This window comes from Mesorhizobium sp. L-2-11 (genome assembly GCF_016756595.1).
Lineage (GTDB): Bacteria > Pseudomonadota > Alphaproteobacteria > Rhizobiales > Rhizobiaceae > Mesorhizobium.
Genome location: NZ_AP023257.1, coordinates 432,440 through 445,481, shown reverse-complemented (window position 1 = coordinate 445,481; position 13,042 = coordinate 432,440). Strand labels below are relative to the sequence as shown.

Sequence of the window (13,042 nt, the reverse complement as noted above, 5' to 3'; positions counted from 1 at the left end):
CGCACCGTTCGTGCGATCTACGCCTCGAAGCGACTCGTGGCGTCACGATCGCGCTCGTACCGTCTGGTGAGCGGAAACGGCGGCAACCAGGACTCGCGACGGATGATCCAGCTTTCGTAGGTTGGCATCAGTTGGTCAGGGGCGTCGAGGGATCCCAGGTTCACTTCGATTTCGTCTGCGGTGCGTCCGAAAATTGTCGAGCCGCAACGGGGACAAAAAAACCGCCCGGCGTAGTCGCGCGTCTCGCCTTCGATCGTCACCGCATCCTGGGGGAACACCGCGGAAGCGTGAAAAAGGGCGCCATGGTGCTTGCGGCAGTCGAGACAATGACAAATGCCGACCCGGTATGGGAGTCCCGACGCCACAATCCGGACGTTGCCGCACAGGCAACCGCCAGTGAATCGGTCCACGCTGCGTCTCCTTCAAATCAAGCGGTCGCAATGGCTACAACGAACGGCGCTGCCATTGCAATTGCCGATTCGGGCGGGACGCGTCGACTCCATAGTGGGCGATAGCTAGGTCGCTTGCTGCAGCACCCGTGCCATCTGGAAAGTTCGGCCTGTGGGACGAAGCGGTCCTTTCGCTCTTGACAACTACACTCGTCAACGGGCATTGACAGGAAAACTTGTCAATGTGAGGGCTGCATGCTTGATATCGAAGTCATAGATCGGCCGAGCGCGGCCGCCGCCGCATTGGAGCCGGTTCGGAGCCAGCTCCTCTCAGAACTGCGGGAGCCTGCCTCGGCCGCTACCCTCGCCGCACGCCTCGGCCTCAAACGGCAGAAGATCAATTACCACCTGCATGCTCTGGAGGAGCACGGGCTTGTCCAGGTTGCAGACACGCGCAAGTGGGGTGGCCTGACGGAGCGGCTGATGGTGGCGAGCGCCACAAGTTATGTCGTCTCGACGAGCGCGCTGGGTCCGGTCGGCGCCGATCCGAACCGCACCCCGGACCGCCTGTCGGCAAGCTACCTCATCGCGCTCGGTGCCCGGCTGGTGCGGGAGATCGGGGCTCTCCAGCGCGCCGCCACCGATGCCGGCAAGCGCCTGGCGACCTTGGCGATCGACACCGAAATCCGCTTCCGCTCCGCCGCCGACCGCGCATCGTTCACGCGTGAATTGACCGAGGCCATCACCACGCTGGCGGCACGCTATCACGACGAAACCGCGCCGCAGGGACGATCGCACCGCCTTGTCGTGACGGCGCATCCCTCACCAGCCAATCCGCAGGGAAAGGACGATCAATGCCAGTAAGAAAAGATGCGGCCGGCAATCGCTCGGTCGAGGCGCAAGTGGATGTCCCCGGTACGCCGCAGGACGTCTGGAACGCGATCGCAACGGGACCTGGAATATCTCAATGGTTCGTGCCGAGCGAACTCGAAGGCCGCATCGGAGGAACCGCCGTTTCGCATTTCGCTTCCGATGGAAGCATGGATGCCATCGCCACCATTACAGCTTGGGAGCCGCCCAGGCGGTTTGTCGCAGAAGCACCGGGCGGGCCGGGAACTGTAGCGACGGAATGGATTGTCGAGGCAAAGTCCGGCGGGCTATGCAGCGTTCGCGTTGTCCATCGCTGGTTCTCGACTTCCGATGATTGGGATGATCAGTTCGACGCCCACAGCTATGGATGGATTTCCTTCTTTCGCCTGCTCCGCCTCTACCTCACGCATTTTCCCGGGCAGCACGGCTCGGCTTTTCAGCTCTTGGTCCCGTCCTCTGAACCTTTAGCCGATGCATGGCGAAAGCTGGTTGAACCCTTGGGCCTGGCGAATGCGACTGAACAACAGCCCGTCGTCACCCCTTCCGACACGCAGGCATTCGAAGGCGTCGTCGAGCGAACAGGGCCGCAGGACCATCCCGAGTTGGCGGTCCGACTGGACCAGCCCGCGCCGGGCTTCGCGCACTTCCTCGCCTTGCCGATGGGCGCGATGACATACCTGTCCATGCGGTTTTTCCTTTTTGGCGACGATGCAGCGCGCATTGCAAAACGGGAGGAGCCAAAGTGGCGAACCTGGCTTGAAAAGCATTTCCCATCGCCCGCGGAGTAGAACCGCCAGCGTGGATGAAACTGACAATTGCGTTTCCCCCGCAGCGCCGACGATGCTTTCCGAGCTATGATTGCCGTCTTCGTGCGGGCAGGCCGCTGTGGTGCGCAGTCTGCTCCACTCCTGCAAGCAGATCGAAGAGCCATGCCACGCCAGAATCCATCATCGCGACCTTGGGAGCGACGGCGTTGAGCCGGAAGCCGGGCAACGGCAACGGGGCATCGAGGCTCAGCACGCCGAAACGCGCCGCATGCATGGCAACGAACCGCCGCGGCAGGGCCGAGATCAGGTCGGTCTCGGCGATGACCGCGAGCGCGAACATGAAGTTCGGAACCGTCAACGCGACCCGTCGCGCCCGGCCTTGCTTGGCCAGTTGTTCATCCACGAAGCCGTAGGGATCGCCGCTGTCCGAGACCACCAGATGCTGCATGCTGCAGTATCGCTCCAAGGTCGGATCACGCGCGAACGGATGTCCAAGGCGCATGGCAATGACAAAGTCTTCTTCGTAGATGCAGCGCTTTTCGAAGCGAGACGGGATGTCATCGGACGGAATGATCGCGATATCGATTGCGTGCGCCTCGAGATCGACAATCGCGCTCCGCCAGACGCGCGCTGGCGAGGGCAGGATCTGACGCACGCTGACGTCGATGCGTGGCGCAATCCGGGTGAGTTCGGCGAGAAGCGGGCGCAGGATCACGGCTGAGGCACCGTCCGGTGCGCCGATTGCGAACCGGCGCATGGCCGTGGCGGGATCGAAGGGCGCGGCAGTCGCCATCACGCTGCGCACGCGCGCCAGAACGTCGGCGATCGGCGCGGCCAATTCCGTTGCACGGGCCGTCGGCACCACGCCCTTGGGCGTTCTTAGGAACAGCGGATCGTTGAGGAGCCGGCGCAATCGGCCGAGCCCGTGACTGACGGCCGATGGCGTCAGGTTAAGCCGGTCCGCCGCCCGGCCCACGTGGCCCTCTCCGAGCACGGCCTCGAAGAGGACGAGGAGATTGAGATCGGTGCGCGAAAGATCAATTTCGTTCAGCATATTCCTGAAACAATATCATTGGCTTCATCAACATCAACATGCAATTTTACCGGTTGAGCGGTGCATCGCTCTCATGAACGCGAATGGCGGCTTGCGCACCGGCTTGCAGACCCGCATCAGCCTGGAGCAGGCGGCCGCGCTGGCCCGCCGCTGCCGCCTGTGCCGGCATCAACGACGAAATTGCCGCTCTGACCTCCCAAGGTTCAGCGTCGCTGCCGTCCTTGCCGGTCGCCAAGGTGATTGCCGCCGACTGATCATCGGCTGCACGGCAACGAGGTGATGCGAACGAGGTGATGCGAGAGACGGTCTGGTTGGCGCATGATCCCTGAAAATCGCAATCGATTTTCGGAAAGGATCATGCGCCAGATCAAAGTGCCGCTACCCAAAAGATGGCCGCGTCTTTCGTTGTGTCACAACGCCTGTTGCGCCGGCGGCTCCTTCGCCACTGCGGCTTCCTCATGGCTGAGGGCGCCCGGCCGGAGCTTGAACAGGATCAGCAGTGGCCCGGCGACGAAGATGGAGGAATAGGTGCCGGCGAGGATGCCGAAGATCATTGCGACCGTGAAGGACTGGATCACCTCGCCGCCCCAGATCGAAAGCGCCGCCAGCGCAAACAGCGTGGTCACTCCGGTCAGGACCGTTCGCGCCAGAGTCTGGTTCATCGACAGGTCGAGCAGCTCGGCGATCGGCATCCTTTTATAGCGGCGCAGATTCTCGCGGACCCGGTCATAGACGACAACCGTATCGTTGATGGAATAGCCGACAATAGTCAGGATCGCGGCAATCGAGGTCAGATTGAACTCGATGCCGGCGACGACGTAGAAGCCGACCATCAGGATCACGTCGTGGAAAGTCGAAATGATGGCGCCGAGCCCGAACTGCCACTCGAACCTGATCCAGATGTAGACGAGCATCGCCAGCAGCGAGGCGAGCACGCCCATTGTGCCGTTGAACGCGAGTTCGGAGGACACTGTCGGACCGACGACCTCGATGCGGCGGAACTCGTAGTCGGTTTCCAGCGCGCTTCTTACCTTCTCGACGGCGGACTGTTCGGCAACGTCGCCGCCCCCCTGGGTGCCGATGCGGATCAGCACATCCCGGGCCGAGCCGAACTCCTGCACCTGCACCTCACCCAGTTCGAGACCGGTCAGCCGCTCACGGATGTCGCCGATGTCGGCCTGCTGGCCCTTTGCCTGCACTTCGATGCTCGAACCACCGCGGAAGTCGATGCCGTAGTTCATGCCGACGGTGAAGAACAGCACCGCCGAAGCGATCGACAACAGCACGGACAGCGTGAAGGCGTATTTTCGGAATGCCATGAATGGCACGCGCGTGTCGTCGGGCACCAGCCGCATGACACCGGCAGGCATGGTTTTCGGCCGCTGCCGGCGAAGCCAGAACGCGACCAGCCAGCGCGTCAGCGTGAAAGCCGTGAACACGGTGGTGACGATGCCGATGGCGAGGGTGACGGCAAACCCCTTGATCGGCCCCGAGCCGAGAAAGAACAGGATGACGGCGGCAATCAGCGTCGTCACATTGGCGTCGACGACGGTCGCCAGCGCCTGTCTGAACCCGGAATCCATCGACTGCACCATCGAGCGCCCTTGGCGGTTCTCTTCGCGGACGCGCTCGAAGATGATGACGTTGGAATCGACCGCCATGCCCATCGTCAGCACGATGCCGGCGATGCCAGGCAGCGTCAGCGTCGCCCCGAGCACCGACAGGATGGCGATGATCAGTGCGACGTTGGCCAGCAGCGCGATATTAGCGATCAGCCCCAGTCGCCCATAGGCGAACAGCATGAAGCCGACGACCAGAACCCCGGCGATGATTGACGCGAACTGGCCCGCCTCGATCGAATCGCTGCCGAGGCTCGGACCGACGGTGCGCTCCTCGACGATAGTGAGGTCGGCAGGCAGCGCGCCAGCGCGCAGCAGGACGGCAAGATCGTTCGCGCTCTCCACCGTGAAACTGCCGGATATCTGTCCGGTGCCGCCGAGGATAGGTTCGCGGATCTGAGGCGCGGAGATCACCTCGTTGTCGAGGATGATCGCGAACAGGCGCCCGACATTGGCCTGGGTAGCCTGACCGAAGCGGGTGGCGCCGCGGCTGTCGAAGCGAAACGAGACCACCGGCTCGTTGGTGCGCTGGTCGAAGGTCGCCTGCGCATCGACGAGGTTTTCGCCGGAAACGATGATCCGGTTCTCGATCAGATAGGGGACCCGCGGCTCTTCCGTAGAATACAACACCGTCGAGCCCGCCGGTGGACGGCCGGAGATCGCTTCCTCGACCGGCACCGACTGGTCGACCATCTGGAAGGTCAGCTTGGCCGTCTGTCCGAGGATATCCTTCAGCCGCTGCGGATCCTGCAGGCCCGGCACCTGGACCATGATGCGGTCCGATCCCTGGCGCTGGATGATCGGCTCGGTCGTGCCGAGTTCATTGACGCGCCGGCTCACCACCTCGATCGATTGAGTCAGCGCCGCGGCGATTCGGTAGTCGATCCCGGCTTCGGTCAGCGTGAAGCGCAGCAGGCCCGGTTCCGGCTCGGCCATCTCCATCTCGGTCACCGAGCCGCTCATGAAAAGCCCCGTCGAGATCGGCTGCGTCAATCTTTCGAGCGCGCTCTTCGCCGCTTCGATCTGGCCTTGGTCGCGAATGCGGACCTGGATGGAATTGGCGGTGCCGGCAAGCCCGGTATAGCCGATCTGGGCATCGCGCAGCGAAGTGCGGACCTCGTCGCGTGCCGATTCGAGGCGTTCGTTGGCGAGGTCCTGCCGATCGATCTGGAGCAGGATGTGCGAGCCGCCCTGCAGGTCGAGCCCCATCGTCAGCTGCTGCTTTGGCAGCCAATTCGGCAGCGATGCCAGAGTGGAGGCGGGAACCAGATTGGGAGCTGCGTAGAGGATGCCGGCCAGAACCGTCAGCCAGATGAGAATGGTCTTCCAGCGCGAAAAATGCAGCATGTTCTTGTCCGTTCAGCCCATATCGGGCGCAAACCGCCTCCGACAAGAGCTTTGTCGTTCCGACCGGCGAGCAACTCGACGAACGGAACGCGATGTGAAAGTTTTGGGAGTCTAGAGCCGCGGTCGCGCGGCCAGGTTCACGCCGTGAGAAGCGGAGGCGCGCGCGCATCAAAGGCGCGGATCGGCGACAGTTCCGGCCGGTCTTCAGTCCATATGCCAAATGGCGCGGCTGACGCGGTTTCGGGCGGCAGCCGCAAAACCGCGATAATGCAAAACGGTTTGCCGTCTCTCGCAATGACAGGTGTCTTGAAACGGGAAGTCTCAGCGCCGACGTGGCGCGCAATGCTGCGGGCAAGGACAGTCGGGTATGTGACTGGCTCGGTCGCGCCGATTTGGCTCTTGGCAAGGTCGTGCGCGACCCGGTCGGCCGTTGCCGCAGGAATGGTCCAGATCAGAAAGAGCAGCGAAGCCAGCAGCCGCAGACCAGCACCCAGGCTGAGCATAACGCCGGCCCGTCCTCGGCCGCCTCGTCTCATCCCATCACTACGGCTTTCGTACACTGCGACCAATACGCTTTCGCCTTCATTGCCTCTGTAAGCGGCGAGCCGCGTCCTTGGTCTAACTATAGCACTTATGCTGCGAATTGAAGCGCAGCTTTCACGGGACGAGAAGGGTTGGCTGCAGAACCTGTTCTCAGATCCGAACCGGATATTCGTATACTCGTATACCAGTATCCGCGAGGCTGCCTCCGCGGGGAGCCTTGTCTGCATAGCTTTGGCCACCATCGTCCGGGACGTTTGCGTTGCAGGGCAACGCTCCACAAATCACGAAATATCAGACAAATCGGACTATTTACGAGCAGCCAATGAGTCTTTAGAGTTCAGATCGCGGCTGGGATGGCGCCGTTCTTTCGCTGCCAGCACCCTTGAGGAGGAGGGCGTTCAAGCTGCATTCGACAAAGTCCAGATCAGCGAAAATGAAATCAATTGGGAGGTTGAACATGAAATCTGCGATACGAATTGCGTCCGTCGCCGCAGCGGCCCTGGCTCTCGGCCTGTCCTTCACGGCGATTGCCCGTGCCCAGGACAAGCCGACGCTGGCCTTCGTCGTCAACGGCGCTTCCGATTTCTGGAAGGCCGCCGAAGCCGGCGTCAAGAAGGCCCAGGCCGAATTGCCCAACTACAATCTCGAGCTCAAATATCCGGAACAGTCGTCGGTCGCCATCCAGCAGCGGCTGATGGACGATCTGGTGACGGCCGGCGTCAAGGCGATCATGGTTTCGGCAGTCGACCCCAAGACCTCGACCGACGGGCTCAACAAGATCGCCTCGGAGACGGCGCTGTTCACCACCGACAGCGACGCGCCGCAGACCAAGCGTATCGCCTATATCGGCTCGTCCAACATCGATGCCGGCAAGCAGGCGGCCGAGATCGCCAAGAAGGCGATGCCCGACGGCGGTAAATGCCTCGGCTTCGTCGGCCTGCTCGGCGCCGACAATGCCAAAGAGCGCATCCAAGGCATGAAGGAAGGGCTCGCCGGCACCAAGATCGAGCTGATCGACGTGCGTGGCGACGACATCGACCAGGCCCGCGCCAAGAAGAACGTCGAGGACGCGCTGGTCGCCAGCCCCGACGTCACCTGCATGGTCGGCTTCTATTCCTACAACACGCCGCGCATCTATGAAGCGCTGCGTGACGCCGGCAAGCTCGGCCAGATCACCGTCGTCGGCTTCGACGACGATCCAATCACGCTGGGCGGCGTCAAGGAAGGCACCGTTGCCGCCACCGTCGTGCAGCAGCCCTTCGAATGGGCCTACCAGGGCATGAAGCTGATGGGGGCCTATCTCGAGGGCGACAAGTCGGGCATTCCGGAGAACGGCCTGATCATCATCCCGACCAAGATCATCGGCAAGGACGACGTCAACGCCTATGCCGCCAATCTGAAGGCTATGTCCGGCAACTGATGGAGGCAGGCCGCAACCGCTTGTCGGCGTTTGCGCTGCCCCTCATCCGCCTGCCGGCACCTTCTCCCCATTATCGCGGGGAGAAGGGACTTGGCCGCAGCGCTGGCGACCCCCTCTCCCCGTTTTTAACGGGGAGAGGGTAAGGGTGAGGGGCAGCGCCAAACCTTCAGCGGATTGTCCTGTTTATCGTTGACGTGCCCGCGCAGGCCCGTCAGTTTTCAGCCCGCCAACTGCTGTCAGGCATTATGAACTATTCCGACGCATCTATCGGCGCATCCACGATTGCCCCGTTCCTCAGCCTCGAGGACGTACGCAAGACCTATCCCGGCGTGGTCGCGCTGGACGGGTTTTCGCTGGAGGTCAGGCCTGGCGAGGTTATCGGCCTCGTCGGCGAAAACGGCGCTGGCAAGTCGACGCTGATGAAGATCCTCGGCGGCGTGACCACACCCGACACCGGCACGATCACGGTCGACGGCGTCGCCCATGACGGGCTGACCGTCGAGGCCAGCATCGGTTCCGGCATCGCCTTCGTCCACCAGGAACTCAACCTGTTCGAAAACCTCGACGTTGCCGCCAACATCTTTTTCGGCCGCGAGCCGTTGCGTGCCGGTCCGCTCAGGCTTGTCGACCGCACCAGACTGCGCACGCTGGCGGCGCCGCTGCTCAAACGCGTGGGCGCCAATTTCTCGGCCGACACCCCGGTATCGGCGCTGTCGCTTGCCCAGCAGCAGATGGTCGAAATCGCCAAGGCGCTGTCGATCGAGGCGCGGCTGGTCATCCTCGACGAGCCGACGTCGAGCCTGCCCCTTGCCGAAACCGACAAGCTGCTCGATGTCATCAAGGCGCTGAAGGCCGACGGCATCAGCGTCATCTTCATCTCGCATCGCCTTCACGAGGTCGAGCGGGTTGCCGATCGCGTCGTCGTGCTGAGGGACGGCATGCTTGCCGGCACGCTGCCGAAGAACGCCATCAACCACGACTCTATGGTCAAGCTGATGATCGGCCGCATGCTGAAGGAGCGGGAGAAGGCCGCAGAATCGGCCCGCCCGCCTGGCGCCGTCGCCCTGTCGGCCAAGGCCGTTCGCACCAGCGCCTATCCCGACCGGCCGGTCGATCTCGGCGTCAGGCGCGGCGAAATCCTTGGCCTGGCGGGTCTTGTCGGCTCGGGCCGCACCGAACTGGCGCGCGTGCTTTTCGGTATCGAGACGAGCCTTGGCGGCGCGCTCCAGCTTGATGGAAAAGATCTGGTACTTGGTTCGGCGGCCGACGCTGTGGCCAACGGGATCTTCCTCGTCCCCGAGGATCGCAAGCTGACCGGCATCCTGCTCGACCTGTCGATTGCCCAGAATATCTCGCTCCCCAATCTGCCGGCGCATGCCCGGCGATCCCTGGTCTCTGCCCGCGCCGAAGCTGTCACCGCCGAGACGCAGAAACGCAATCTCGGCATCAAGGCGCCTTCGGTGACGACGCGCACCGGCACGCTGTCAGGCGGCAACCAGCAAAAGGTGGTGCTGGCCAAGTGGCTGGCCATGAGCCCGAAGGTGATGATCCTCGATGAGCCAACGCGCGGCATCGACATCGGCGCCAAGGCCGAAATCTATGGGCTGATGCGGGCGCTGGCCGATGCCGGCGTCGCAGTCCTGATGATATCGAGCGACATGGAGGAGGTGATCGGCGTCTCCGACCGCATCGCCGTCATGCATGAGGGCCAGATCTCAGGCATTCTCGACAAGGAACAGTTCAGCCAGGAAAACGTGCTGCTGCTGGCCGTCGGCAAACAGCCGAGATAGTTTTTGTTTTTGACGCACGTTCTGCTCGCAAATAGCGGACACTGTGCGGAGCCTGCCTAGGCAGGCATTGGGGAGAAGACGATGAGCAAGAAAGATCTCGGCCTGCTGATCCTGATCCTTGTGGTGGGAGCGGTGGTGGCGATCATCAACCCGCGCTTCCTGCTGCCGATCAACCTCGCCAACACATCGAACCTGATCGGGCTGTTCGGCATCCTGGCGATCGGCCAGGCCTTCGTCATCATCACCGGCGGCATCGAATTGTCGGTCGGCTCGGTGGTCGCGCTGCTCGGTGTCCTGTTCATCGATTTCATCGCCACGCGCGGCATGGCATGGCCGGTCGCGCTGCCGCTGATCCTCGTGCTCGGCGGCATCATCGGGCTGGCACATGGCTGGCTGATCACGCGGCTCAAATTGCAGCCTTTTGTGGTGACACTGTGCGGCCTGTTGATCTATCGCGGCGTGGCGCGGTTCTACACGGCCGACGGCACGGCGGGCTTTGCCTTCGGACAGAACTTTCCGGAGCTCGAATTCCTGACCGCGGGGCGTTCCTATGGCGTGCCGAACAGTTTCATCGCGTTGATCGTCATCGCCATCGTGATGTGGGTAGTGCTGCACCGTTCGGTGTTCGGCCGCTACCTCTACGCCATCGGCAAGAATGAGGAGGCGGCGAAATATTCGGGCATCCGCACCGGCCGCGTCGTCATGGCGGCCTACGTCATCTGCGGTGTGCTGACGGCGCTGTCGGCGATCTATTTCGCCATGTACACGCGCTCGATCTCACCGGCCAGCCACGGCCAGTTCTACGAACTCTACGCCATTGCTGCAGCCGTGCTCGGCGGCTTCTCGCTGCGTGGCGGCGAAGGCTCGCTGATCGGCGTGATCCTGGGCACGGTTCTGCTGCAGGAACTGCAAAACCTCGTCAACCTGCTCGGCATCCCGTCCTCGCTCAATTTCGCCGTGATGGGCGGGGTGATTTTGATCGGCGTGCTGGTCGACCAGCAATGGGGCGTGTACCGGGAGCGGCGGCTGATGCTGGAGGCAACCCGCAAGGGCGCGGCTGGCGCAGCCGCGGAGTAGCGGCTCCGCCTCTTCCTTCTCCCCTTGTGGGAGAAGGTGGCCGAGCGAAGCTCGGCCGGATGAGACACATCGCCCGGCACCGGGCGCCATCGCAGATGAAAGGTGCGCGGGCCGCTTTCTCTGGTATGTCGGCTCTAAAATCGAGTCCTTGGCCCAAGCCGCTATCTCTTTGAAATGAAACAGGGTTTGAAATTACTTTCATGGCAGGGGTGTTCCAGAGAACGCCGACGCCTCATTTCTCCCAACACCCCTCAACCGTCTCGGCGCTGCGCGCCGATCCACCTTCTCCCACAAGGGGAGAAGGCAAAAGGCGGCTCGGATTACGCCCCGTCGGAGAACGTCATCGCCCTGCGCAGCACTTCGACAAAACGCTCGCCAGCCGCCTCGCGCTGTCCGCTATTGTCGATCGAGGTGACATCTGGCCCGGACAGCGCCACATTGGCGCTGCGCGCCAGCCGCGCCAGCACCTCGCCACGCGACTCGCGGCCGCGCATCGCCAGTCGCTCGGCCAGGATCTGCGGCGACGCGGAGATCTCGACGACAGCCAGATTGGCATAGCGATCACGCAGCGCCGGGATAATGGCGCGGGAGACATTGGCGATGGCGACGCGGCCATTGGCGACCGACCGGTCGACTTCAGCCGGGATGCCGTAGCGCAAGCCATGCGCCTCCCAGGAGATGGCGAAGGCGCCGTCCGCTTCGGCCCCGACGAAAGCCGCATCGGCCAGCGTGTCGTGATCCTCGCTCGTCGTGTCGCTCGGCCGGGTGATGACCCGGCGCACGAACTCCAGCCGGCTTTCGTCGGCAAACAGCACCCGGGCATAGCCGATCACCGTGTCCTTGCCGGCGCCGCTCGGCCCGACGACGGCGACGAACACGCCGTCGCGGATCGGAAACGCCGCGGCGGACAATTCACGCTCGATCGACGCCGACACCATCACGCGACCCGACGTCCCTGCCGCCAGACGGTGCGGACAACCGGGACATGATCGTCAAGACGGACGCGAACCAGATCGGCGCGCCGGCCCTGCTCGATGACACCACGGTCGGCGAGGCCGACTGCCTCGGCCGGGTTCTTCGAAACCATCGCCACCGCCTGCGGCAGGGAGATGCCGTCGACAACGTCGCCAAGGAAAAAGGCCGACTGGATCAGGCTGAAGGGGATGTAGTCGGACGACAATATGTCGAGCAAGCCTTCGCCGGCGAGTGTCCGGGCCGAAACGTTGCCCGAATGCGAGGCGCCGCGCATGACGTTAGGGGCGCCCATCAGCACCCCGAGCCCTGCCGCTTTCGAAGCTTTTGCGGCCTCTTTGGTGGTCGGGAATTCGGCGACGCGGACGCCTTGTTCGATCGCCTCGTCGACATGGCCGGTCGTGGCGTCGTCATGGCTGGCCAGCACGATGCCGCGCTGATGGCAGGCAGCAGCGATGAAGGCGCGGTTCGACCCCGAATTCGTCGCCGACTCCGCCATCCGCTTCTCACAGAATTGCTGGAATTCGCGATCCGTCAGCTTCAGCTTGCGCTGGTAGTAATAGGCATAGGTTTGCAAATCGACGAACTGGCGCTGTCCCGGCGCATGGTCCATCAGTGACGCCAGCTTGATCCTGTCGTCGCCGTCGAAATGCGCGAAGGCGGCGAGGCAATCCGGCGCCGAAACCTCGCAGCGCAGATGGATGAAATGGTCGGCCCGCAGCCGGTCCTGCTGGACGCTGTCCTCGATCGCGTCGGCCAGCTTGCGCATGTCGGCCGAATTCATGTCGGCGTCGTCGTCCATGCCGACGCGCAAGGCATCGAGCACGGTGGTGATGCCGGCGGTCGCCACCTGCGCGTCGTGGGCGAGAACGGCGGCGATCGGGTTCCAGCGCACTTTCGGCCGCGGCGCGTAGTGACCCTCCAGGTGGTCGGTATGAAGCTCGACCAGCCCGGGAATGATGAAATCGCCGGCCATGTCCTCGCCCTTCCGGCCGGCGCCGGCATCGATCCCGGCGATCAAGCCGTCGCGCAGCACGATCGAGCCTTCGACGATCTCGTCGGCAAGCACGATGCGGGCATTGTTGAGAACGGTCTCGACGGTCATTTCAGGCAGTCCTTGGAACTTTTGCAGCCAATTGAATCACCGATTGGGATGAGTTGGCGTCGCACAAAAGCGGTTAAACAAATAGTTTC

The 13,042-nt window shown here is 63.1% G+C and carries 12 protein-coding genes; 5 read left to right on the top strand and 7 right to left on the bottom strand.

Translation table 11 applies throughout. The annotated features are described in order from the left end of the window. Positions 1-17: 17 nt before the first annotated feature. A complete protein-coding gene (locus tag JG739_RS02050; RefSeq protein WP_202365029.1) occupies positions 18-410 on the bottom strand; it encodes a GFA family protein in 393 nt (130 codons plus the stop codon). A gap of 234 nt (positions 411-644) precedes the next feature. Here JG739_RS02050 and JG739_RS02045 point away from each other — a divergent pair, with 234 nt between their 5' ends. Further along, positions 645-1,253, top strand: coding sequence for an ArsR/SmtB family transcription factor (locus JG739_RS02045; protein WP_202365028.1), 609 nt, complete (start codon positions 645-647; stop codon positions 1,251-1,253). Further along, positions 1,244-2,047, top strand: a complete 804-nt coding sequence (locus tag JG739_RS02040) for an SRPBCC family protein (RefSeq protein ID WP_202365027.1) — start codon at positions 1,244-1,246, stop codon at positions 2,045-2,047. The genes JG739_RS02045 and JG739_RS02040 overlap by 10 nt, the downstream gene beginning before the upstream one ends. 64 nt (positions 2,048-2,111) lie before the next feature. Here JG739_RS02040 and JG739_RS02035 read toward each other — a convergent pair whose 3' ends face one another. From JG739_RS02035 to JG739_RS02020, 4 genes are all read right to left on the bottom strand, one after another. Next, positions 2,112-3,080: a LysR family transcriptional regulator gene (locus JG739_RS02035; RefSeq protein WP_202365026.1), complete on the bottom strand. Its 969-nt coding sequence runs from the start codon at positions 3,078-3,080 to the stop codon at positions 2,112-2,114. Positions 3,081-3,126: 46 nt separating this feature from the next. Beyond that, positions 3,127-3,315, bottom strand: coding sequence for a hypothetical protein (locus tag JG739_RS02030; RefSeq protein WP_202365025.1), 189 nt, complete (start codon positions 3,313-3,315; stop codon positions 3,127-3,129). Between the two features lie 175 nt (positions 3,316-3,490). Then, on the bottom strand, positions 3,491-6,046 hold the full coding sequence (gene secDF, locus JG739_RS02025) for a protein translocase subunit SecDF (RefSeq protein ID WP_202365024.1): 2,556 nt from the start codon (positions 6,044-6,046) through the stop codon (positions 3,491-3,493). Positions 6,047-6,183: 137 nt separating this feature from the next. After that, positions 6,184-6,549 (bottom strand): hypothetical protein, encoded by a 366-nt coding sequence (locus tag JG739_RS02020; protein ID WP_202365023.1) that lies wholly within the window; start codon positions 6,547-6,549, stop codon positions 6,184-6,186. A gap of 497 nt (positions 6,550-7,046) precedes the next feature. Between JG739_RS02020 and JG739_RS02015 the strand changes: the two genes are divergently transcribed. The 3 genes from JG739_RS02015 to JG739_RS02005 all read left to right on the top strand — a co-directional run bounded on the left by JG739_RS02015 (position 7,047) and on the right by JG739_RS02005 (position 10,876). Next, positions 7,047-8,009 (top strand): sugar-binding protein, encoded by a 963-nt coding sequence (locus tag JG739_RS02015; RefSeq protein WP_202365022.1) that lies wholly within the window; start codon positions 7,047-7,049, stop codon positions 8,007-8,009. A gap of 245 nt (positions 8,010-8,254) precedes the next feature. Further along, positions 8,255-9,799, top strand: coding sequence for a sugar ABC transporter ATP-binding protein (locus JG739_RS02010; RefSeq protein ID WP_202365021.1), 1,545 nt, complete (start codon positions 8,255-8,257; stop codon positions 9,797-9,799). 81 nt (positions 9,800-9,880) lie between these two features. Next, the gene (locus tag JG739_RS02005; protein ID WP_202365020.1) at positions 9,881-10,876 is read left to right on the top strand and encodes an ABC transporter permease; all 996 of its coding nucleotides are present in this window, start codon (positions 9,881-9,883) and stop codon (positions 10,874-10,876) included. Between the two features lie 320 nt (positions 10,877-11,196). On the opposite strand, the gene phnN is transcribed toward JG739_RS02005, so the two are convergent. Beyond that, positions 11,197-11,817 carry a phosphonate metabolism protein/1,5-bisphosphokinase (PRPP-forming) PhnN gene (gene phnN / locus JG739_RS02000; protein WP_202365019.1) on the bottom strand — a complete coding sequence of 207 codons (621 nt, stop codon included), beginning with the start codon at positions 11,815-11,817 and terminating at the stop codon, positions 11,197-11,199. Next, positions 11,814-12,953 carry an alpha-D-ribose 1-methylphosphonate 5-triphosphate diphosphatase gene (locus JG739_RS01995; RefSeq protein WP_202365018.1) on the bottom strand — a complete coding sequence of 380 codons (1,140 nt, stop codon included), beginning with the start codon at positions 12,951-12,953 and terminating at the stop codon, positions 11,814-11,816. The genes phnN and JG739_RS01995 overlap by 4 nt, the downstream gene beginning before the upstream one ends. Positions 12,954-13,042 lie beyond the last annotated feature (89 nt).